The sequence below is a fragment of the uncultured Virgibacillus sp. genome, from assembly GCF_947495635.1.
Taxonomy (GTDB): domain Bacteria; phylum Bacillota; class Bacilli; order Bacillales; family Amphibacillaceae; genus Virgibacillus; species Virgibacillus salarius.
Map to the genome: position 1 here is coordinate 1 of NZ_CANMAB010000070.1, position 21,447 is coordinate 21,447.

25 protein-coding genes are annotated in these 21,447 nt (G+C 35.9%); 2 read left to right on the forward strand and 23 right to left on the reverse strand.

Annotated features, from left to right (window positions below):
• Window positions 1-405: 405 nt before the first annotated feature.
• Together scpB and Q1A47_RS14190 are read right to left on the reverse strand one after the other, a co-directional pair.
• Window positions 406-1,002 carry an SMC-Scp complex subunit ScpB gene (scpB, locus tag Q1A47_RS14185; protein ID WP_166530832.1) on the reverse strand — a complete coding sequence of 199 codons (597 nt, stop codon included), beginning with the start codon at window positions 1,000-1,002 and terminating at the stop codon, window positions 406-408.
• A gap of 2 nt (window positions 1,003-1,004) precedes the next feature.
• Entirely contained in the window at window positions 1,005-1,742 is a 738-nt protein-coding gene (locus tag Q1A47_RS14190; RefSeq protein WP_026681059.1) for a segregation/condensation protein A, read from the reverse strand.
• 142 nt (window positions 1,743-1,884) lie between these two features.
• On the opposite strand from Q1A47_RS14190, the gene Q1A47_RS14195 reads away from it, so the two are divergent.
• Window positions 1,885-1,974, forward strand: a complete 90-nt coding sequence (locus tag Q1A47_RS14195; RefSeq protein WP_021291215.1) for a YjcZ family sporulation protein — start codon at window positions 1,885-1,887, stop codon at window positions 1,972-1,974.
• Between the two features lie 65 nt (window positions 1,975-2,039).
• Here the strand turns inward: Q1A47_RS14195 and Q1A47_RS14200 are convergent, their stop codons facing one another.
• The 20 genes from Q1A47_RS14200 to Q1A47_RS14295 all read right to left on the reverse strand — a co-directional run bounded on the left by Q1A47_RS14200 (window position 2,040) and on the right by Q1A47_RS14295 (window position 19,244).
• Window positions 2,040-2,411, reverse strand: coding sequence for a GNAT family N-acetyltransferase (locus tag Q1A47_RS14200; RefSeq protein ID WP_026681060.1), 372 nt, complete (start codon window positions 2,409-2,411; stop codon window positions 2,040-2,042).
• Between the two features lie 180 nt (window positions 2,412-2,591).
• Window positions 2,592-3,056: a M50 family metallopeptidase gene (locus Q1A47_RS14205; protein ID WP_026681061.1), complete on the reverse strand. Its 465-nt coding sequence runs from the start codon at window positions 3,054-3,056 to the stop codon at window positions 2,592-2,594.
• Between the two features lie 27 nt (window positions 3,057-3,083).
• On the reverse strand, window positions 3,084-3,521 hold the full coding sequence (locus tag Q1A47_RS14210; RefSeq protein WP_166530831.1) for a peptidylprolyl isomerase: 438 nt from the start codon (window positions 3,519-3,521) through the stop codon (window positions 3,084-3,086).
• Between the two features lie 85 nt (window positions 3,522-3,606).
• On the reverse strand, window positions 3,607-4,914 hold the full coding sequence (lysA, locus tag Q1A47_RS14215) for a diaminopimelate decarboxylase (RefSeq protein ID WP_121605080.1): 1,308 nt from the start codon (window positions 4,912-4,914) through the stop codon (window positions 3,607-3,609).
• Window positions 4,915-5,124: 210 nt separating this feature from the next.
• The gene (locus tag Q1A47_RS14220; RefSeq protein WP_281414405.1) at window positions 5,125-6,603 is read right to left on the reverse strand and encodes a spore germination protein; all 1,479 of its coding nucleotides are present in this window, start codon (window positions 6,601-6,603) and stop codon (window positions 5,125-5,127) included.
• 18 nt (window positions 6,604-6,621) lie between these two features.
• The gene (locus Q1A47_RS14225) at window positions 6,622-7,050 is read right to left on the reverse strand and encodes a stage V sporulation protein AB (RefSeq protein WP_121605078.1); all 429 of its coding nucleotides are present in this window, start codon (window positions 7,048-7,050) and stop codon (window positions 6,622-6,624) included.
• The gene (locus Q1A47_RS14230; RefSeq protein ID WP_166530829.1) at window positions 7,031-7,648 is read right to left on the reverse strand and encodes a stage V sporulation protein AA; all 618 of its coding nucleotides are present in this window, start codon (window positions 7,646-7,648) and stop codon (window positions 7,031-7,033) included. The genes Q1A47_RS14225 and Q1A47_RS14230 overlap by 20 nt, the downstream gene beginning before the upstream one ends.
• A 365-nt stretch (window positions 7,649-8,013) precedes the next feature.
• Entirely contained in the window at window positions 8,014-8,769 is a 756-nt protein-coding gene (gene sigF / locus Q1A47_RS14235) for an RNA polymerase sporulation sigma factor SigF (RefSeq protein WP_026681065.1), read from the reverse strand.
• Between the two features lie 15 nt (window positions 8,770-8,784).
• Window positions 8,785-9,225: an anti-sigma F factor gene (gene spoIIAB / locus Q1A47_RS14240; RefSeq protein ID WP_026681066.1), complete on the reverse strand. Its 441-nt coding sequence runs from the start codon at window positions 9,223-9,225 to the stop codon at window positions 8,785-8,787.
• Window positions 9,222-9,575: an anti-sigma F factor antagonist gene (gene spoIIAA / locus Q1A47_RS14245; RefSeq protein ID WP_026681067.1), complete on the reverse strand. Its 354-nt coding sequence runs from the start codon at window positions 9,573-9,575 to the stop codon at window positions 9,222-9,224. Before spoIIAA ends, spoIIAB begins: the two co-directional genes overlap by 4 nt.
• Window positions 9,576-9,685: 110 nt before the next feature.
• Window positions 9,686-10,858: a D-alanyl-D-alanine carboxypeptidase family protein gene (locus Q1A47_RS14250; RefSeq protein ID WP_166530828.1), complete on the reverse strand. Its 1,173-nt coding sequence runs from the start codon at window positions 10,856-10,858 to the stop codon at window positions 9,686-9,688.
• Window positions 10,859-11,482: 624 nt separating this feature from the next.
• Entirely contained in the window at window positions 11,483-12,787 is a 1,305-nt protein-coding gene (locus Q1A47_RS14255; RefSeq protein ID WP_026681069.1) for a pyrimidine-nucleoside phosphorylase, read from the reverse strand.
• A 13-nt stretch (window positions 12,788-12,800) separates the two neighbouring features.
• A complete protein-coding gene (locus Q1A47_RS14260; RefSeq protein ID WP_026681070.1) occupies window positions 12,801-13,628 on the reverse strand; it encodes a purine-nucleoside phosphorylase in 828 nt (275 codons plus the stop codon).
• A gap of 1 nt (window position 13,629) precedes the next feature.
• Window positions 13,630-14,823 (reverse strand): phosphopentomutase, encoded by a 1,194-nt coding sequence (gene deoB / locus Q1A47_RS14265; protein ID WP_166530827.1) that lies wholly within the window; start codon window positions 14,821-14,823, stop codon window positions 13,630-13,632.
• 94 nt (window positions 14,824-14,917) lie between these two features.
• A complete protein-coding gene (gene xerD / locus Q1A47_RS14270) occupies window positions 14,918-15,811 on the reverse strand; it encodes a site-specific tyrosine recombinase XerD (protein ID WP_026681072.1) in 894 nt (297 codons plus the stop codon).
• Window positions 15,812-15,814: 3 nt separating this feature from the next.
• Complete coding sequence (locus Q1A47_RS14275) at window positions 15,815-16,021, reverse strand: YqzK family protein (protein WP_026681073.1); 207 nt, start codon at window positions 16,019-16,021, stop codon at window positions 15,815-15,817.
• Window positions 16,022-16,231: 210 nt separating this feature from the next.
• Window positions 16,232-16,690 carry a Fur family transcriptional regulator gene (locus tag Q1A47_RS14280; RefSeq protein WP_026681074.1) on the reverse strand — a complete coding sequence of 153 codons (459 nt, stop codon included), beginning with the start codon at window positions 16,688-16,690 and terminating at the stop codon, window positions 16,232-16,234.
• 111 nt (window positions 16,691-16,801) lie between these two features.
• Window positions 16,802-17,437: a stage II sporulation protein M gene (spoIIM, locus tag Q1A47_RS14285; RefSeq protein WP_166530826.1), complete on the reverse strand. Its 636-nt coding sequence runs from the start codon at window positions 17,435-17,437 to the stop codon at window positions 16,802-16,804.
• Window positions 17,438-17,528: 91 nt separating this feature from the next.
• Complete coding sequence (locus Q1A47_RS14290; RefSeq protein WP_166530825.1) at window positions 17,529-18,698, reverse strand: endonuclease Q family protein; 1,170 nt, start codon at window positions 18,696-18,698, stop codon at window positions 17,529-17,531.
• Window positions 18,699-19,244 carry an NUDIX hydrolase gene (locus Q1A47_RS14295; protein WP_026681077.1) on the reverse strand — a complete coding sequence of 182 codons (546 nt, stop codon included), beginning with the start codon at window positions 19,242-19,244 and terminating at the stop codon, window positions 18,699-18,701. It abuts the gene before it with no gap.
• A 136-nt stretch (window positions 19,245-19,380) separates the two neighbouring features.
• Between Q1A47_RS14295 and Q1A47_RS14300 the strand changes: the two genes are divergently transcribed.
• Entirely contained in the window at window positions 19,381-20,292 is a 912-nt protein-coding gene (locus Q1A47_RS14300; RefSeq protein WP_166530824.1) for an aldo/keto reductase, read from the forward strand.
• A gap of 705 nt (window positions 20,293-20,997) precedes the next feature.
• Here the strand turns inward: Q1A47_RS14300 and Q1A47_RS14305 are convergent.
• A partial coding sequence (locus tag Q1A47_RS14305) for a transposase (RefSeq protein WP_299632393.1) occupies window positions 20,998-21,447 on the reverse strand: 450 nt, incomplete at its 5' end.

Sequence of the window (21,447 nt, forward strand, 5' to 3'; positions counted from 1 at the left end):
CAATATACATCAAACATTTCAAAATAACTACTCGGCTTAACGCAGTCATTGCACTGTTTTTATACTTTCTTAACTTAGAACAAAAGCGCTAGCGCCCGATTAGAAACGTAATTACTGGAGTGAGCCAATGGAGATAAAGGAAATCACGGTGAGCTTGTGAGCCAATGAGGACTTAGATTAGGGCGATTCATGAAGTCGCTACGTTTCTGGGTGCTGGAGCTGGACACGGCTCAACACGCCCATATTTATCTACATAGGCAATTTTTATAATTTCCTAGACTACAAAAAAACGCTTGCCGCTTCTTCAAGGAACTTGCACTTCCAGTTGAAGGTATATTGCAACGCGCTTTTTATTTAAATGAATCAGTACATTCGTTACTTTAAAGCAACATATAGCATATTAAATTAGTCTGTATTTCTATTCGATAGGTTTTCGCTGAATCGTTCAAAAAACAAATCTGCCTCCGATTCCAGCTCATCTGACCCTGTATTTTCTGGAAGTGGTGGTAACTCCTCAAGTGATGTCAAACCAAAATAAGTTAAAAACTCTTTAGAGGTAGCAAATAATATGGGTTTTCCTACGCTATCCTTTCTCCCCACCTCTTCAATTAAAAGCCGAGAAAGAAGCGTTTGAACTGGTCGATCACTCTTTACTCCTCTAATTTCTTCTATTTCTGTTCTTGTAATTGGCTGCTGATAGGCAATAATTGCAAGAGTTTCTAACGCGGCTTGAGACATCCTTGTCGTTTGAGGAGTTTCTAACAGCTTTTTATAATAAGGACTATGCTCTGGTTTTGTTGTTAAATGATATACTTCATGAGCCTGCATGATCATAATGCCCCGATCGGTATTGTCATAGTCATACTTAAGCTCTTCAATTAAGTGTTCGACTGTTGCTTCCGTAATTTCTAATACTTTAGACAACTGTTTAATCGTTATTCCTTCATTTCCTGAAGCAAACAACAGACCTTCAACAATTGCCTTTAATTTCGTAATTTCCACCTTTATTCCTCCATGTTATACACATATAAAGCTTCCAACTGTTCCGTTTGTTCACAATATACTTGATTCTCTTTCATTAATTCTAAAAGAGCAATAAATGTTACAACGATGTGTGATCGTGATTGATATGTAAATAGATCATCAAATAATATTCCATCCTTTGCTTCATTTACAACACGTAAAACCTCTTCCATTCTTTGCTCAATAGATATTTCTGCTCGCTTAATTTTTGTATCTAGTGGTTGATTCCATTTCTTTCGCTCTAACATTTTATTCAATGCATTTAACATATCATATACGGAGGTATCACCTTGAACGACTGCAGGGACTTCCTGTACATAATTATCAAATTCGATAGGTGGCCTTGTGAAAATCTGATTTGCTTCTATTTCCTTCTCCTGTAGCTGGACAGCTGCTTCCTTATACTTTCTATATTCTATTAATCGCTGCATCAATTCTTCCCGTGGGTCTTCCATATATTCCTCCGATTCTTCCTCTAACTCGGGCTTTGGTAGTAGCATTTGACTTTTAATCTCAACAAGCGTCGCTGCCATAACTAAATATTCACTTGCAATATTTAATTCAAGGCGTTGCATTGTATGAATATAAGTCATATACTGCTCTGTAATTGTTGCAACCGGAATATCATAAATATCAATCTCGTATTGATTAATCAAATGCAGTAATAAATCAAGCGGGCCTTCAAATGTATCTAATTTAACCTGGTAAGCTTGATTCAACTTATTCCGTCCCTTCATTCAAAAATTATATCATTAATTATAAACGCCCATACACGAATTGATCTACCGTCATACGTTATTAATGTAAGATAAATGTTATCACAAAACATTTATGCTAAGAAGAAAAAGGAGGTATTTCATCATGAGTGGTGGATATGGATACGGCGGAGGATTCGCGTTAATCGTTGTATTGTTCATTTTATTAATTATTGTCGGTGCTGCTTGGCTCTAAGTAAATAACTTACATGTTAACCAGCACACGAAAATAAAAGCCGGCCCCAATATAGGGCTGGCTTTTTATTCCTTATCCTTCTCTTCCTTAAATGCATCGCATTTTGAATAAAAATGCTGTATCTCCTCTTCAGCACAAACAGCATATTTATCCTGATAAAGGCGAGTTACTTCGTTCATCATCTTTTTGCCAATCCCGAGATTACGATGTGAAGGGTTCACAGAAACATGCTGAATAACAGCGTTAATTTCGCCTTCAACCCTAACCCCTATAGCACCTAAAATATCTTCTTCTTTCCACAAATAAAGATGCCAATCTGGATTTGTTTCATATTCTTTTATCGTTTGTTGCAATTTTTTTACATCTTTTTCTTCTGGCATAAAAGATAATAAACCCATTGCAATTTTTTCTAAGTTCTTCTTAAAGCGTATTAACATAGATACCCCTCATTAACGTTATAACTTATGAAAACTTTGGGAAGTTAATTATATTCCGCGTAGTTAGACGTTGTAAATTTCTGTAGTATTATTCCATAAGCTACAGTTGGAGTTTGTAATTATATTTATGCATGTAAAAACGTATTTGTCAAATTTAGAATTACTATTTATATGTGAATGTTATTTGTTAATCCATTTTTTCTTTCGTACAAGCCGTAACATTTTATACCCATCTGTCTGTTTCCCTTTGTATGCAAAAGGTAACAAATTCATTAAAGCTATCCAACCGTTAAATAACATCGATAGATGAATAAAGGGGTTAGGATGGCTCTGATGAATAGCCCAAAGTATAACAGATACACATCCACTCATAACTGGGCCAAACAGCGAAATAAGAATCTTTTCACGTGGTCGATAACTAGGAGTCCGCTCACTTAATGCGATCCCACCCAAGAAAAATAGTGGAAACAGCGTAATATAAAATTTATTGAAATTAAAGGATATTCCTTTTTTGCCTGTCCCAATAGATATATAGATTCGGTCTGCACCAACCAACCATGCAGCTATAGCATGGCCAAATTCATGTATAAATATACTAATTGGAGCAATTATTGCTAGTAAATAAACAAGCATTATCAATTCCATCTATTCCATCCTTTAGGAAAAACAAACCTATTCGCTGTACACTTTTACTTCCTTCATCACATCGCCATTTTGCATTGATTTAGTAAATTCAATACCAGATGTCACTTGTCCAAAAACGGTATGAACCCCGTTAAGATGTGGTTGTGGCTCATGTACAATGAAAAATTGACAGCTTCCTGTATCTTTGCCAGCATGAGCCATTGATAGTGATCCTTCTAAATGTTTATGTGGATTACCTTCTGTTTCACACTTAATCGTATATCCTGCTGAACCAGTTCCGTTACCATTTGGGCAGCCTCCTTGACTTACGAAACCTGGAATTACACGATGAAATGTTAAACCATTATAAAATCCATCATTCACCAATTTTTCAAAGTTAGCAACTGTATTTGGTGCTGCGTCTTCATATAAATCAAATTCAATTTTATTATTATTTTCCATTACAATATATCCTTTTTTAGCCATGTTTAAGTCTCCTTTTCTATTTTCAACTATCGTACATTTTATCACTTAATTTAACGAAAGAAAAGAATTGTTGTTGACATCAGTACTATTCGTAACTTAAATCGTGACTAATAATATCTTGATAGCTCTCACGTTTAACAACTAATTTATCTTGGCTATCCTCTACAAAAACGACAGCTGGTTTAGCAAAACGATTATAGTGATTTGCCATCGAATATCCATACGCACCAGTTGAAAAAACAGCGAGAATATCGCCATGATCTACTTTCGGAAGAGGAAGATCCCAAATTAACATGTCGCCTGATTCACAACATTTACCAGCGATTGATACTTCGCTGATTGGAGGAGCACTGGCTTTATTTGCTATTACAGCCTCGTATTTAGCTTGGTATAACGCTGGCCTTAAGTTATCTGTCATACCGCCATCGACAGATACATAATTTCTAATACCAGGGATATGTTTAATAGCACCTACTGTATATAGTGTTAGTCCTGCATTTCCAGCAATAGCTCTTCCTGGCTCTAACCATATTTCAGGCATTGGTATTGCTAGCATTTGTACATGTTTTTTGACTTCTGTCACCAGTTCTTTAACATAGATATCATAAGAAATTGGCGATTCTTCTGAAGTATAGCGAATTCCATAACCTCCACCTAGATTTAATACTTCAGGTATGAATCCATACGTATTCTTCCAGTTTTTAAGTTCTTGGAATAATACCTCTGTAGCGATCAAGAAACGATCTGTTTCGAAGATTTGTGATCCTATGTGGCAATGTAATCCTTTAAACTTAATAAATTCATGATTCCACAATAATTTAAAGGCTTCTTCAGCTTGGCCGTTATTCAGATTAAAGCCGAATTTTGAATCTTCATTACCAGTCATTATGTATTGATGCGTCTTCGACTCTATTCCAGGTGTAACACGCATTAAAACATCCATTTGCTTGTTATATTCCTTTAATAATCTTCCAATAAGCTCAATTTCTCGAAAATTATCAACCACTATACAACCAATATCGTTTTCAATTGCCATGCGCAGCTCATTTAAACTTTTATTATTTCCATGGAGATGGATTTTTTCAGTTGGAAATTCTGCTTGCAGCGCTGTGTACAATTCGCCCTCAGAAACCACATCTAAACACATGTTCTCCTGTTTCATTATTTGTAACATAGCAATACTTGAAAAAGCTTTACTTGCATAGGCAACTTTAGCTGTAACCTCCATTTTATCAAAGGTCTCGATAAATGCTTTGCAATTGTTACGTATTATATTTACATCATAGACATATAGTGGTGTGCCATACTTTTGTGCAAGTTCGACAGCATCTGCCCCACCTATAACTAGATGCCCTTTGTCGTTTACCTCAAATGGATGGTTATCAATAATCATTGTGAAAGTCCTCCATAATGGTTTTCTGAATTTATAATTAAAAACTTTATCATAATAAAATATAAATGAAAAGAGGATGGCTCAAAAGTATATTATTCACATCATAATTCGAACGATTAAAACTAGTCTCACTATAACTCTAAAAGAAAAATAATGGGTGAAATCATTGGTTGATGACTTTACCCACTACCATTAGTATGTTTATTTGTTCTATTTTTTTGAGGGTTGACGGTAATTATTTTTCGGGTGGACAATACTAGGTCGACTATTTGTAAACGGCATAGGGATTCGCACAATCGTATGTAGCATGGCTTTTGCATTAAATGGCATAAACGGCCATAAATAAGGTGTTTTTAAGGATTTTAAGCTTGCTAATACGATGAGGTGAACCAAGAATAACCCAATAAACCCATAAAGTCCAAACATGCCGGTAATAATAACAAACAGGATGTTAACAATTTTATTCGAGATACTAAGCTCATAACTTGGTGTTACATAAGATCCAATTGCGCTTATAGAGACATAGAGGATTACTTCCGGACTAAACATTCCCACATCAATAGCAATTTGTCCAATCAATACAGCAGCAATCAATCCCATCGAGGTTGAAAGCGGATTTGGCGTATGGATTGCTGCCATTCGTAAAAATTCAATTCCGACCATCGCCATTACAATTTGAACCGGAATAGATATATTACCGTCTTCATTTGGCCCGATAAAAGCCAACTCTTTTGGTAATAGCTCCGGCTCCATTACAAATAATAACCATAATGGTAACAAGTACATGGAAGCAAAAACTGCAAAAAATCGAATCCAACGCACAAACGTTCCGATGGCTGGTGTTTGTCGATATTCTTCAGCATGCTGTAAATGATGAAAAAAAGTCGTTGGTAATATGATCACACTGGGCGATGTATCAACCGTAATTAATACATGACCTTCCAGTAGATGATTAGCTGCTACGTCCGGTCTTTCTGTATAACGAACGAGTGGGTATGGTATCCATTTACGATTTATGATAAATTCATCAATTGTTTTATCTGCCATCGAGATACCATCAATTTCAATTGCCTCAATTCGTTCTTTTATAAGATGTATTAATCCTTCATCCGCAACGTCCTGAATATAACTAAGACATACGTCTGTTTTTGATCGCTCACCCACTTTTAACATTTCATTCCGTAGTCTAGCATCTCGAATCCTTCTTCTAGTCAAAGCAGTATTTTCAATAATGTTTTCCGTGTATCCATCACGTGAACCACGAACAACACGTTCTGTATCAGGTTCTTCTGGGGTTCTTCCCGGATAATTCCTAACGTCAACAATAAATGCGTAATCCTCACCATCTACAAACACAACAATGAGTCCTGATAGCATTTGATCCACTGCTTCATCCATTGTTTTTGCTTGATTCACCTGTTGATGGAGTAAACGATTTTCTATAATCTCTGGTAGCTTTTTGCTATTTGACTCATGATCATTTAAATTCACTAATTCTTTTATTAAATCTTGAATGATGATGGAATCACATAAACCAGTTACATAATATATTTGTATCTTTCTTTTCAAAAGTACAATTTCACGAAACCCAAGATCAAACGATACACCGATACCAAGTCGTTTTTTTAAATAGTTTTCTGTATCCTTTATTTTTGGAGAGATTGGTATTTTCTTATCTTTATTATTCATCATGTATCGCCTCGATTCTTATTGTTTTACAAAATAAACCCATTGAAATATCGATCCAGCTATTTTACCAAACACAATTGCCATTAATAGCCACATTGTGTGCTTTTCAATACCTATTCGTTTATATAGTATGGGGAATACATTTAAAACCTCGGTTAATGCTGCAGCAAGCATTCCGTTAAATATTCCTTGTAATATACCCCAGATCATAATAAATACAAAGGAGTAATTCCAGGTAATATTAGTGAATGACAAAAACGTACCAAAAAGTGACCCAAGCAAAATACATGCCGCATAAATATTAAGAAATGGTTCTGTTTTACTCAGTTGAATAAGCCGAGGAACAATACCTAAGACAGTAATAAATGCTACATAACCACCCCCAACAGCAAGACCACCAGCAAAGCCAATAATTAATTCGATGAGGCTATTTAGGAGGGGGGGCATCGTTTAATTTATTCTCATAATGAATCACATAATTATCGAGATCCTGCTGATAGTTATAAATTTCTACTTCTAAGGGGCTGGGCTCTTCATTAAACCGTTTATTAAACCAATGGTTAAAGAACAATAACATGCCAATACCTAATCCAAACGAATAGGGAATTTGAAGCCATAATGGAAATTCTTTTTCTTGACCTGTTAGTAAGTAATGAATTTTTTGGTGAACTTCCTGCATACTCACATCATAATGGAAATTCATAATCGTCATCGCTGTCCCAACGAATAAAAGAATCCAAACACCAATTGCAATCATTACGGATGGTGACTTCTTTTTCTCTTGGATACGTATTATGGTTTGCGGTGGTCCGATTAGTTGGAATTCCAGGTTGGTGAAATCATGATTTAAATGCTCTATAATTAAAAAGCTGTCAATGATTACAATGTTTTTATCTTTTTTTGTTATTCGATAAATAGGTAAATTTTCCAGCTTTTCTTTCTCTGACGCATTAGTCGAAAGATATGCAATATCTTTAAGCTTTAATTCTTGATAACCTATTATCTCCATATTTTTTTTCATTCGTAAATATACCTGTTCTGCCATAAAATCATCCCTTATTGCGTTAATCTATAGCTAGTATTTGTCATTATTGCAATAATTATCACGAAGAATTACTAATACAGGTTTGGACATCGCTAAATCGAATATATGTAAAAACGAATAATAATTCTAAGCTAATTATACTTACGGGAAAGGTTTCAGGAAGAACATAATCAGCTATGATTAACTGACCAATATACATTCCTCTTTTAATAAAATAAACGATAAAAACCGAACTAATATCCGGATATTAACTTCGTATAATCGGATTATCGTTCGGTTTTTACAAATATTAATTTCTTTTGAACTTGTAGAGATAAACAGCATTATTTTTTCTGTATTTTCGTACTTACGAATGTTTTTCCATTTTATGAATCAATATTTACTTTCATCTCATGTAAAATCTTTTTCTCCAGCCTAGATACTTGAACTTGCGATATCCCAAGTCGATCTGCTACTTCTGATTGTGTCTGATCTTTATAATATCTCAAGTAAACAATTAATCTTTCTCTTTCACTCAACCCCCTAATAGCTTCTTGCAGGGTTAGTTTTTCGAACCATTTTGAATCCTGATCTGATATTTGATCTAGTAGAGTAATTGGATCTCCATCATTTTCAAATACTGTTTCATGAATAGACTGTGGTGATTTTCCAGCTTCTTGAGCGTGAACAACATCTTCAGAAGAAATTTCTAACGCATCTGCAATCTCGTTCACGGTTGGTGATCTGCCTAGTTGTTTTGTTAATTCATCTTTCTTTTTACGGATTCTATTACCTGTCTCTTTAAGAGAACGACTAACTTTGACAGTACCGTCATCTCGAATAAACCGTTGGATTTCACCGATTATCATTGGTACTGCATAAGTTGAAAAGCGTACATCATACGAAAGATCAAACTTATCTATTGATTTTATTAAACCAATACTTCCAATTTGAAATAAATCATCGGGGTCATATCCTCTATTTATAAATCGTTGTACAACGGACCATACGAGACGGATATTTTTTTCTACTAATATATCTCGTGCTGCTTTATCTCCCTTTTGACTTTTGTCGATTAGTCCTTTTACTTCTTCATCCGTCAAGGTCTCGTTTCTGTTATCACCTTTTACGTTAACATTCATAGGCAGAACCTTTCACTATGAACACACCGTTTTGCTTTTCGTAAGCTGCTTAGTCATGTGTACGGTTGTTCCTTTATCAGGTATGGATATGACCTCAACAGTATCCATAAAATTCTCAATAATCGTAAAGCCCATCCCCGATCTTTCTAATTCTGGCTTGGAAGTATAAAGCGGCTGGCGCGCCTCGTCCACATCGCTAATTCCAATTCCCTCGTCCTTTATCGTTAATTCCACTTCACCATCTATTAATGCACAGGTAATATATACTTGATGATGTGCTTCATTATTATAACCATGAATGATGCAGTTTGTGACAGCTTCAGAAACTACAGTTTTTATTTCTGTTAGCTCGTCCATCGTTGGGTCAACCTGACTGACAAAAGCAGCGACGGTAACTCTAGCAAATGATTCATTTTCGCTAATACTAGCAAATTGCACTGCCATTTCATTTTTCATGATGCCACCCCCAAAGTCTCTAATGCAAATGCTTCATTCTCCTCAAGACGAACAATTTTAAATAATCCTGACATTTCAAATAAACGTTTAACCGGCGGAGAAATAGAACATACGACCATTTCTCCACCAAGTTGTAATACTTCCTTATATCTGCCTAACACAACACCTAACCCTGAGCTATCCATAAAAGTCATTGCTTCAAGATTTAATAACACATGCTTTACATCATTTTTGTACATAATCTCTTTCCACTCATTTCGTAATAACTCTGCTTCATGATGATCTAATTCACCAGAGAGTCTGACGATCAAGACATCTTCTTTAATAGCAAATGTTGAACTAAGACCCATAGTCTTTCCTCCTTTTTATACAAAAACTGTATTTATTTCATTTCTTGATTTGATGGGTCGATTCCTGCTACATGACAAAAGAAGAACTTATTCGGTTAAAATAGTATGTTTTATTCATTTTTCGCCATTCTTTGCAAGGTTCTCTTTAACAAAGTAAAGTACGATGCTTTATCTATTGTTTCTTTGATCGTTAAATCTGTTCGAGAGATAATTTCATCTCCATTTTTAACTATTAACTCGCCTACTTTATCCCCTCTAAAAATCGGCAGAGATAATGCATGGTGAACGTTAACTTCGGTTGCTATATCGTCCATTGATTCACCTTTTTTATGAAGTGTACTAATAGATTCGGATGCCACAACATCTGTTATTGTTTTATCAGCCTTCAACAGCTTAAGATCGGTTATTTTATCGCCCTTCTCAAATAATTTATTGGTTTGATAATGATTAAATGCAAAATCCAACATTCCTGAAACAGCAGCGTTCCGTTCTTTTGTTGTTTTTGCCCCCATAACAACGGCAATGACTCGCATTTCCTCTTTTTCAGCTGTAGCCGTCAGACAATACTTCGCTTCATTTGTATAACCAGTTTTTAGGCCATCAACACCTGGATAGAATTTCACTAGTTTATTTGTATTAACAAGCCAAAATTCATTATCCTGCCCCTTACGTAAATAATCTTCATAAATGGATGTATAGTCTGTAATGGATTCATACTTTAATAATTCCTTTGCCATTATTGACATATCATAAGATGTACTATAATGATCCTCGGCAGGTAAACCAGTTGCATTTTGAAATTTCGTGTCCTTTAAATCTAATTCCTTGACCTTATCATTCATCTTTTTGACAAATGCTTTTTCGCTACCAGCAATTCTTTCAGCTAGTGCTACACTAGCATCATTTCCAGATGCTACAGCTACGCCCTTAAGTAAATCCTGCACACTCATTTCTTCTCCTGATTCTAAGAAAATTTGAGAACCTCCCATAGACGCAGCGCGATCACTAACGCGTACCGTTTCATCCAGTTTTAATTTTCCCTCATCCAGAGCCTCCATAATTAAAAGCAATGTCATTATTTTCGTCATACTTGCAGGTGGTAATTTCTCATGTGCATTTTTATCGAATAAAACCTCACCTGTGTCTCTCTCCATTAGAATTGCCGATTTAGTATTCTCTGCAAGCTTTTCCGTGTCAGAACCCGCTTCCTCTGCAAAAACAGGTGAGCTTAGATGAATTAACAACGTGATAACCATACTAACAACCAAAAGACCTCTTTTCATCCTTATACCCTCCAATAAAGTGAATCCTTTTTCAGAAGGAAGTTATCTTATTTTCACTTCTGAAATCATGCGAACAAAGGTAGCAAACGCTAAGTCTTGAACATGAAAAGATCGATGTTCAGAAACCTTTATGCCAAACGTCTATTTACAGATATTCTGTAAACAAACAATTCGTTTTTTACAGGCTGTCCTTTCTCGGTAAGTGTATTGTTAATTCGAGCGTTAGGATCCTGTCTACCTAAAATAAACTATATACATTCAGCATAACCAATTGCAGTTCCCAATATACGTTTATTCATGAGTAAAGATCGTTAAAAATGATCACTGTAACAAGAACAAAAGCGGAAGCGCCCGTCTAGAAGCGTAGCGACTGGAGCGAGTCAATGGAGATAAAGGAATAACGGTGTGCTTGCGAGCCGATGATGACTTAGATTAGGGCGATTCGTGAAGTCGCCTCGTTTCTGAAGGCTGGTGCTGAACGCAGCTCGTCCATATTGATCCACATGATTGATCCACATGCGCTAATTTTATAATTTCCTATACTCAAATAAAATCTCTCTGTTCGTCACATTTACAAACAGAGAGATTACATGTTTAGATCTATTAATTTAGCGGCAAATTATTTTATTTAGTAACTGTGTCATATATTAACGTAGGTGCATCTATTATCTCTTCAGAAATGGTTATGCTTGCATATAGTTTTTCTTTCACTTCATCTACATTTTCAGAATTGGAATGAATGGTTAATAAAGACTCACCAGCTTCAACCTTGTCTCCAATTTTTTTATGCAATACTAGTCCAACAGCAAGGTCAATTTCTGATTCTTTTGTAGCTCTTCCAGCACCTAACATCATTGCTGCAGTACCAATATCATCAGCAATGATTTCGGCAACTGTTCCTCCCTTTTTGGCCGGCAGGTCTACTTTAAAGGAAGCTTGAGGCAGCAAATGTGGCTGATCTACAACTGTTGCATCTCCACCTTGTGAAGATAGAAATGTTTTGAATTGATTTAATGCCTTGCCATTATGCAGATTTTCTTGAAGTTTTGCTCTGGCTTCTTCTAGGGTTTCGGCTTTCTCAGCTAAAACAACCATTTGACTTCCTAATGTTAAACAAAGCTCCGTAAGATCTTTTGGCCCTTTGCCTTGTAATGTGTCAATAGCCTCATTAATTTCTAGTGCATTACCAATTGCATTTCCTAACGGCTGGCTCATGTCAGAAATTACTGCCATCGTATTTCTTCCAACTTTATTTCCAATGGTTACCATTGCTTTTGCTAATGCCTTGGCATCATTTAGTTCTTTCATAAAGGCACCTGCGCCAGTTTTTACATCTAGAACGATGGCATCAGCGCCTGAAGCAATTTTCTTACTCATGATGGAGCTAGCAATTAGTGGTATTGAATTGACTGTTGCAGTAACGTCTCTTAATCCATATAATTTTTTGTCAGCAGGAGTTAAGTTCCCAGATTGGCCCACTACAGCTACCTTGTTTTTATTGACAAGCTCAATAAATTCATCGTTAGTTATTTCTACATGAAATCCAGGAACGGCTTCTAGTTTATCAATTGTTCCACCAGTGTGACCTAAGCCCCTTCCACTCATTTTAGCAACTGGGACGCCTAAAGAGGCCACCAATGGTGCTAAAATTAATGTAGTCGTATCACCAACACCACCAGTTGAATGCTTATCTACTTTAATCCCATCAATTTCAGATAAATCGATTTGATCGCCAGATTCTACCATCGCTTTGGTAATTTGCGCACGTTCATCATCCGTCATATCTTGAAAATAAATAGCCATTAACAATGCACTAGCCTGATAATCTGGAATGTTACCATTGGTATAGCCATCTATAAAATAGTTAATTTCTTCTGTTGTTAAGGCTTGACCATTGCGTTTTTTCTCAATAATGTCATACATTCTCATTTTTTATCACCTTTTAATCATTTTGGGGTAATGTTTCTATTACTTTTTTCACAAATGTTAAGAAGGATTCTCTTACTTGCTCTGTTGTTTCTATTACTTCATGATGCGTTAAAGGCTGATCTAAGATTCCCGCAGCCATGTTAGAAATACAAGAGATTCCTAACACACGAATACCTGCATGTCCAGCTACAGTCACTTCAGGAACCGTAGACATACCGACTGCATCCCCACCTAACGTACGAAGCATACGTACTTCTGCTGGTGTTTCATAAGCTGGGCCAGTATTTCCTACATATACACCTTTTTGTACATGTAATTGAATGTCTTTTGCGCATGCCTCCGCGTGTGCAATTAGCGATTTATCATAGACATTGGACATATCTGGAAAACGGACTCCTAAATGTTCATCATTCTTACCAATGAGCGGACTATCTCCCATATTATTGATATGATCGGAAATTAACATCAAATCACCAGGCTTGAAATCTTCATTTATACCGCCAGCTGCGTTTGTAACAATAATAGATTCAATACCTAGTTCTTTCATTACCCGAACTGGAAAAGTTACTTGTTGCATTGTGTAACCCTCATAATAGTGAAAACGCCCTTGCATGGCAATAACTTGCTTTCCTTTTAATGTTCCCGCAACTAGCTGTCCCTTATGACCAGCAACAGTGGATTCTGGAAAATCAGGAATATCCTTATATGGAATAGTAATTGGGCTTTCTATTTCCTCTGCCAGTACTCCTAGTCCAGAGCCAAGAATCAAACCAATCTCTGGTTTCTTATCTAGCTTCTGCTGCAAAAATTCACTTGCTTCTCGAACTGCGCTATAATTCATTTTATAAATCCCCCTTAGGTTTAATATCCTTTAGAAAGCTTATTCCATACGTAGGCATGTTCACCTCAAAATTATCAGCAATTGTAGCTCCTATATCTGCAAATGTCTGACGTAATGGTAATTCTTTTCCTTCGACAATACCTTTATGATGTACCAACAAAGGAACAAATTCCCGAGTATGGTCCGTACCGTGATGTATAGGGTCATTTCCATGATCAGCTGTAATAATTAATAAATCATCATCCTTCATTCCTGCAAGAACTTCAGGCAGTCTAGCATCGTAGGCCTCCAATGCTTCTCCATAACCTTGAGGATCTCTACGATGACCATATTTTGCATCAAAGTCAACTAAATTTAAGAAGCTAATTCCAGTAAAATCCTTCTTCATTGATGTAACTAACTGTGTCATCCCATCATCATTATCCTTCGTTCGAATCGCTTCAGTGACTCCCTCACCGTCATAAATATCTGAAATCTTCCCTAGAGCAATAACATCATAATTATTTTCTTCTAATTCATTCATGACAGTTTTCCCAAAAGGTTTGAGTGCATAATCATGTCGATTAGAGGTCCTCTCAAACGCCCCTGGTTTCCCAATAAATGGGCGAGCAATCACCCGACCGACCATATACTTCTCATCTAACGTTAGTTCTCTCGCAATTTTGCATATACGATATTGCTCTTCAATGGGAATAACATCCTCATGGGCAGCTATTTGCAATACAGAGTCAGCAGAGGTATATACAATTAAGGAGCCTGTTTCCATATGCTCAGCGCCTAATTCTTTAATGATTTCTGTACCTGAAGCTGGTTTATTACCAATAACTTTCCTCCCAGCCTTTTCCTCTAGCTCTTCAATTAATTCTTCAGGGAATCCTTCAGGAAACGTTCTGAAAGGCTGTTCGATATGCAAGCCCATAATTTCCCAATGACCAGTCATCGTATCTTTTCCGTTGGAGGCTTCCTGCATCCTTGTATAATGTGCTTTCGGTGAATCCGCTTTATCAATTCCTGCAATTGGTCGAATATTGCTTAAACCCAACCTTCCCATATTTGGCATATGTAGACCTTTCATATGCGACGCAATATGGCCAAGTGTATCAGCGCCTTTATCATTAAATTTATCAGCATCAGGTGCTTCTCCAATTCCCACTGAGTCCAATACAATTAAAAATACACGCTTGAAATTTTTCATGGTATATCCCTCCTAAATATTATATTCCCACGATAGCCATGAAGTATGTCTATAATTCGTTGTAGGATGTCAGACGACTTAAAAAAATAAAAAGCTATGCTCTTGGATGATAGTTCATATATATATCTTTTAATCTAGCTTTCGTAACATGTGTATAAATTTGGGTTGTAGATATATCAACATGTCCAAGCATTTCTTGAACTAAACGCAAATCTGCACCATTCTCAAGTAAATGAGTTGCAAATGAATGCCTTAATGTATGCGGTGTAATTTTCTTATGAATTCCTGCTTCAAGCGCTGCTTTTTTTAATATTTTCCAAAATCCTTGGCGTGTCAACGGTTTACCGTGCTGATTGACAAATAAAATATTACTATCTCCTTGGCGTTTAATTAACTTACCGCGGGCTTGCTGCAAATAGTTTTCCACTGCCTGGATAGCAACATTACCTAGAGGAACGATCCGTTCCTTCGCTCCTTTTCCAAAGCACTGTACAAACCCCATGGTTAAATGAAGATCAGATATTTTTAAATGGATCATTTCACTTACTCGAAGACCTGTAGCATATAGTAGTTCTAACATTGCTTTATTACGTATATGTAATGCAGTATCTGAAGGTAAACTTAATAATGCTTCTATTTCTTGGATCGATAATACATCTGGAAGCTTTCGTTCCTTCTTAGGTGTTTCAATATGTAAGCTAGCATCATGTGTTACGACTTGCTCCCGAATTAAAAATTGATGAAATGCACGAATAGATGAAATATGACGCGCAATTGTCGCAGAGGATTTCCCATCGTCTTTTAACACATAAAGAAAATTGGTAATATCATTTCTTGTAACTTGTTCCCAGTTAGCTTTGTTTACAGAGGTTTTAATAAAATCTATATATGCTGTTAAGTCACGTCGATAAGAAGTTAATGTATTATCTGATAATCCTCTTTCAATTAATAAATAGTGATAAAAATCCTCTGCAATATCTGAAATCATCTTTTACTCTCCTAGCCGGAAAAATAAGTTCAATCGATCAAAAAAAGTTGGTTCTTCATTAAATACTTTTACTGCTGGTCCCTCTGGTGGATCATATCGATGATATTGTTCATATTCTGCATGCATTATTCGTAAACCAAAATAAAATAAAAATGTACACGCAATAAAGATGACGAACACCTTTACCATATCCCACAGTATTCTTTTCATTTATTGTGCTCCTCTAATCATAATATATCCTATTAAAAGATATGCCAGAAAAGAAGAACAATATACATAATACTATCATTCAAATGGGAAAAAATCTGTAATTACAATGTACCGCTTTTAACTTGGTTTGTAAATTATTTTCTTTTAAATAAAAAAAGGCTGCTAGTAAGTATTGGAAACGCTAACTAGCAAAACTTGCATGGTAACTAGCTAACTAGAAGCGTTCATAGTAACAGCCTGACATTGTTTACAGATGCCATGAAAAGTTAAACGATGGTCTTTTACTTGAAATCCCCATTCATTTTGAACAATTTTCTCCACATCTTCGAGTAAATCATCTTCGATTTCTTCTACTGAACCACATTCCGTACATACCAAATGATGATGAAAATGTTTAGCTCCTTCTTTACGAAGATCATAGCGTGATACACCATCACCAAAATTTATTTTATCCACAATCTTTAGTTCTGATAATAATTCTAATGTACGATATACTGTAGCTAAACCAATTTCTGGAGCTTTTTCCTTAACAAGCAGGTATACATCTTCTGCACTTAAATGATCGTCTTCCCTTTCCAGCAAGACTCTAACAGTCGCTTCTCGTTGAGGAGTAAGCTTATAGCTTTGCGAATGCAGTTGTTTTTTTATCCGATCAATTCGATGTTCCATGACAGGTTCCCTCCCTCATATCCCACCTTTATTATATGCACCGATTAAAAGTGTGTCAAAATAAAATATTATTATTTTATATTTATAATAATTATAGTTTAAGTTTGATTATTAGTAAAATGATCGGATTAACATTTGCATTGCTTCATTGGAAACAAAAGATTCTAGTAAAGCAGCTATACAAGAGAAGGCGACTAGAAATGAAAATAATGTTACATATTTACCAAATGGCTGGAATACAGGTTGTGCCATTTTTCTTGTAAATAATTTACTCAATAAGGTCAATGAGAAAATCATGGATAAACTTCCGGCGGTAATATAAATAGGAATAATTAACATATTTTGTGGTGCAATCGACAGTGCCGCCAATAATAATCCATCAAAACCAAGCTGATTGACAATAAACCCTACAGAAAATCCCACTACAAGCCCTTTAATAAAAATTAACACCCAAACCAATGGCAAGCCAATTACTGAAAGTCCTAATATAAATAATAGTAGCAAATATTTAGTATGGTACAAGAAGCTACTTTTAAAAATATCCATGCGTTCCATTTCTTGATTATCAGCAATTTGTCCAAAAAATCGTTCTAAATAAAAGAATAGATCCTGTTTTTGAATAAAATTCATACTATTAACGAGGATAGCTCCAAATATAATCCCTGTTAGAAATAAAATAACCATAAAAAGATAAATCGTGGCATGTTCTTTTACATGAGTCATTAGAAGTGTTTTATTTTTGTACATTGGAATCCTCCATTCAATATACTGCTATACTAAAAACTATGAAGAATTCCAATTAAAAATACCAAGTTTTCTATTATCCTACTAGATGAATTTAGGTTAATTTAATCGTACCGTATCTACCTCCACCGCCTTCGATAATCTTTAGCTTGCCTTGACGCATCTGAATAATTGCATGAGCTAAATCGCTTGGAATCACCGAGGTTAATTCCTCGAAAGTTGCGTGATGAATCACTTGCATTTCCGTATCAAACGCAGTTAACAGTTTTTCATACGTTCTCTTTCCCAATTTAGGAAGATACTCTAATGGAACTTGGTACGTATATGGTGGCCTATCATTAGTAGGAGCACTTATGTCTTTTAATTCTAAGATTCTATCCGACACACCTTTAATAAGTTTGTTCGAAAAACAATGAGGACAGTTTTGAACATTTAACGAAACGACCGAAAAGCATTGATTACACACCGTTTTATGATATTTACCTAGTCGCGGATTCATACCGTAGTTATGGGCAATTTTTCTGTTCTGCTGTTGGTGCAGTGCCAAATACAATTCGTTAAATGAAGGCTCCATCATACATATTATTTGATATTCTCTTGCTATTTTTGCTAAGGAGTGTGCATCAGAGTTAGAAAGAAACGTATAATCATGTAGTTCTTGAATTTGATCTGCCATATGAGTATCCGAACTTAAACCTAATTCTATTCCATCAATCAAATCACGATCAAATACCTCTGATAATGTTTGCTCCACACCTTTCCCATACAAGCTTTTAAATGGCGTAAACACATGAGCTGGAATAAATATTCCTTTTAGCTGCTTTACTTTATATTGCAGCTCTTTTCCTGTACCGTAATACCTCTGAGAACTTAGACCAATGTTCTTCATTCGCTGACGTAGCCATGCAGAAAATTGTTGCATGTATTGCAAGGTTGGAAAATAACAAAGTACATGAATCGGGCCCTGACAAGCTTCATCATAGACTTCGATTTCTGAACCGAGAATTAAAGTAACTTTTTCAAACCGAATGCCTCCATCAACCAATTCATATGCTTTGCCTTCTTCAATTAATTCCATAATCTCCTGTTGTACAGCGGGCGCCTGACAATCTATAACACCTATTAAATCCATACCTTTATTACGACTGGATTCCTCTAACACACTCGTTAGCGTTAAATTTTTTGAAGCGGTAATTTTGACGGGATGATCGTACTTATCTCGGCCAATATGAATGTGTAAATCAGAAAAATACGGCTTAAGCAATTATTTCATCCCCAGTGCATGTAAATATAAGATTGCGTAATTTGTTTTGGCATCATGAATCTCTTCCTGTTCCACTAGTTGCTTTGCTTCTTCAAGTGTTAACTTTCTAATACTAATAAATTCATCTTCATCGCCCGCTATTGGTTGATCAACTAACTCTAACGTATCTGTGATATAAATATACATTCGTTCATTCGCAAACCCTGGCGAAGTATAAAAGGAAGTAACAAAAGAAAGATCTTTCGTTGTGTAGCCTGTCTCTTCTTCTAATTCTCTAATCGCTGTTTCTTCGGGATCTTCTCCAACTTCTAACTTTCCTGCTGGTATCTCAATTAACGATTTTTCTAGTGGCTTACGATATTGTTCAACAAATACAATTTTATTATCCTTCGTTATTGGTATTATTGCCACAGCACCAGGATGATCTATGATTTCACGTTTTGCCGTCTTACCGTCAGGCAATACAACATCATCCACTTTTAAATGTACAACTTTCCCATCATAAATAACTTCCGAACTAATTGTCTTTTCTTCAAATTTCTTCATTACTATCACCCTTCAACCAAATTTCTGTTTCTATTCTAGCATATTTATACTGCGGTCATTTCAATTAATTGTTTTACCAATTACTTCAATTTACAATAAACATATACCATAAACATTGGAATGGAGGCTAGCTAAAATGAAAAAAAATCAGATTGGAAGTTCAGACATATATATTTCTCAACTTACGCTGGGGTGTATGTCACTTGGAAAAGACACTGCTAAAGCAAAAAGCATGATTGATATGGCATTAGAGCATGGAATCAATCATTTAGATACAGCTGATTTATATGATTTTGGAGATAATGAAGAAATTGTTGGATCGGCTATTAAACACAGACGAGAAGATGTAGTGCTTACAACAAAAGTCGGAAATCATTTTAATAGAGAGACGAGAAAATGGTATTGGGACCCTTCGAAAGAACACATCCAACAAGGTGTTAAAGCCAGTCTAAAACGCTTGAATACGGACTATATCGATTTTTATATGCTACATGGTGGGACAATTGACGATCCAATTGATGAAACAATAGAAGCTTTTGAAATACTTAAAAAAGAAGGTTTAATCCGAGCATACGGTATATCTTCTATTCGCCCAAACGTTATTCGAGAATATGTAAAACGCTCTGCGATGGATGGTATAATGATGCAATACAATTTATTGGATCGCCGACCAGAAGAAGAAATACTTGATCTTTTAGATGAAAATAACATTAGCGTTCTAGCTCGTGGTCCATTAGCAAAAGGAATGTTAAGTAATCAAGCAGCGAAGCAAATCGCCGCTAAAGGAGAAACAGGATATTTAGATTATTCCTATAAAGAATTACAATCTATAAATGACGAGCTAACCAAACTTAGCTCTAATAAAAATGAGCTATCTTTCCGCTATATACTAAAGCATCCGGCTGTTGCTAGTGTAGTTTTCGGAGCTAGCTCAATTGATCAATTAAAAGAAAATATCAACGGCGACTTTAACAAAGAATTACAGGATGATACGTACCATAACCTAAAAAAAATCACTAAACCAGTTACTTATCAAGCACATAGATAAGAGGTTTCCTTGGTTCGTGTTAGCAAATAGAGTTAAAAACACTCGTACTAGTTACGTAGACGTGTCCACCCACCTGTCATCTGTTAGGATTCATGGACCCATTGGATGTCTTCCTTTCGATAGGGAGCCTCACCATTTCAAATAAAGTGAAACTTCAATCTGTAGGGTCTTACTGCTGTTGTATGTGGATCAATAGAAACAAAAGCGCAAGCGCCTAAATAGAAACGTAGCGACTGGAGCGAGTCAACGGAGATAAAGGAATCACGGTGTGCTGGCGAGCCGATGATGACTTAGATTAGGGCGGTCGCCTAGTTCCTGGGCGCTGGAGCTAGAATCGGCTCAACACGCCCATAATTATCCGTATGGGCAAACTCTATAATTTCTTAGAGTATGATAAAAGAAGCTGAGACAAAAGAATGAAGAAAAATTAAAAGCGAACGATAATTAGATTTAACTTAATTATCGTTCGTTTATTGATCAGAACAATTCATTTAGCACCTGAAATAAGCGAGACTCTGGCGGGAACCGCATGAGTCTGAAGATCCACGTGGTAACGTGTTTTTCTTTACCAAGTTAGCTGAGGCCTTGCCCCATAGCCGTCAAGCTAATAAAAAAGCAGTATGGTGCAATGAAAATATAAACATATTTTTCCAGTTTAATCCGTATTCTTTTATGGGTACTTGTTTTTCTTTTTTACACTGTTACTTACGCGGCACGGAAATGTACTTTATACGCAATGTTTAAGACATCAAAAGGACTTTTATGCTGACAACGATGATCTTTCCTTCCATGCCGGTATATGTTCTGGTAAATATTATCGATGAGAGCTTTCAAAGAAGAAAGGTGATAGAGTGAATACCCCTTCGTCTCTACTATTGCGTTTCTCGCATGGTTGATACATTTGTACTCACTCCCTTCTAGTTGATACCTTTCGTAAAGGCAGTAACGGCACTGAAAAGCAATCATCGAAGAAAGAAGAATATGAATGAAAGTTCCATACAAATGACAGTAAAAGCGGTCGGTATTCATTGCCTGCACATCATCAATTTCAAATAACGATTTCCATGTTTTAAAGAGAATCTCCACTTGCCAACGCAAGGAATAGATAGGATACAAGGTTTGCTCATCCATTTCTTCTTGTGTTATATTGGTAGC